This window comes from Corynebacterium sp. NPDC060344 (genome assembly GCF_042725215.1).
GTDB lineage: Bacteria > Actinomycetota > Actinomycetes > Mycobacteriales > Mycobacteriaceae > Corynebacterium.
In genome coordinates this window covers 1-1,524 of the sequence record NZ_JBHXCS010000046.1, presented here as the reverse complement: position 1 = coordinate 1,524, position 1,524 = coordinate 1, and the positions used below count along the sequence as shown (strand labels likewise).

Genomic DNA, 1,524 nt, shown 5'->3' with positions numbered 1-1,524 from the left:
GCCGTTCCTCGACACTTCGTGAGCGTGTCTGAAAGATCGTGTAAGTCCGTGATGTGGAAGCCTGGCCCGGGGCTCGGCCTCGGGCCTGTGGGCCAGGCGGATCGGACGAGTCATGGCAGACAAAAACGAAGCGGCCGCGTCCGTGGCCGGCGACGAGATGATCGACGAGGTGGTCGAGCGACTGCTCGACAGGGCTGACGCCTCGGGAGCGGCCCTGCTCGGTGAGGGCGGGCTCCTGACGGAGATCACCAAGGCCGTTCTGGAGCGGGCCCTGGAAGCCGAGATGAGCGAGCACCTCGGCTACGAACGCGGAGATTCAGCGGGTCACGGCTCGGGGAACTCCCGCAACGGGACCTCGCCCAAGACGGTCCTGACCGATGCCGGAGCGGTCACGCTGGCGGTGCCGCGGGACCGCAACGGCGACTTCGAACCGCGCATGGTCCCCAAGAACGCCCGCCGGCTCGCCGGGTTCAACGACCGGATCCTCTCCCTCTACGCCCGCGGCATGAGCGTGCGCGACATCCGCTCGCATCTGGCGCAGATCTACGGGGTCGAGGTCAGTCCCGATCTGATCAGCAAGGTCACCGACGCGGTGATCGACGAGCTCGTGACCTGGCAGAACAGGCCCCTCGACCCGGTCTGGCCGATCATCTACATCGACGCGTTGTGGGTGAAGATTCGCTCTGGGTCGGTGACGTCGAAACCGGTCTATCTGGCCGTCGGCGTCGACATGGACGGCCGCAAGGACGTCCTGGGTCTGTGGGTCGGAGCCGAGGGCGAGGGCGCGACCACGTGGATGGCTGTGCTGTCCGAGCTGCGGAACCGGGGCATCGAGGACGTCTGCATCGTGGTCTGCGACGGGTTGAAGGGCCTGCCCGACGCGGTCACCGCGACCTGGCCGAAGGCCACCGTCCAGACCTGCGTGATCCACCTGACCAGGGCCTCGCTCAGGCTCTCGTCGGCCCGGGACCACCCGAAGCTGGTGCCGGCCCTGAAGGCCATCTACACGGCGCCGACCGAGCAGGCCGCCGAGCAGGCCCTCGACACATTTGAGTCCTCTGACCTGGGCGAACGCTACCCGGCCATCGTCCGGACCTGGCGATCTGCCTGGCCGGAGTTCACGCCCTACCTGGCGTTCCCCCCGACCATAAGGACGGTGGTCTACTCCACGAACATGGTCGAGTCCATGAACGCCCGCCTCCGCAAGGCCACCCGCAACCGCGGCCACTTCCCCTCGGAACAAGCCGCGTTGAAGGTCCTCTACCTCGCGGTCCGCGAGCAGATCAATCCGAAAGCGCGCGACGCGAACCACGTCGCCGCACACTGGAAAGAGGCACTGAACCAGTTCTCACTCTTCTTCGAGGACCGGCTCAGCATCCAATGACACCAGGCGACTTACACAAGATCGCTGACACGCCCTGGCAGCCCGGCCAGAGACCGCCGTAACCGGGACACATCCAGACGGCCTCGGTTGAGAGCACCGTGGGGGCCCCGTGACCACGGCGGTGTTCGGGAGTGCGGACC

General features: G+C 66.9%; 1 protein-coding gene. It reads left to right on the top strand.

All coding sequences use genetic code 11. The features are described 5' to 3' along the window. The first annotated feature begins 112 nt into the window (after positions 1-112). On the top strand, positions 113-1,384 hold the full coding sequence (locus ACFWGD_RS13280) for an IS256 family transposase (RefSeq protein ID WP_377779156.1): 1,272 nt from the start codon (positions 113-115) through the stop codon (positions 1,382-1,384). Positions 1,385-1,524 lie beyond the last annotated feature (140 nt).

Excerpts from the sequence above, each read along its gene's own strand:
- ACFWGD_RS13280 (WP_377779156.1), top strand. The coding sequence starts at position 113 with ATGGCAGACAAAAACGAAGCGGCCGCGTCCGTGGCCGGCGACGAGATG.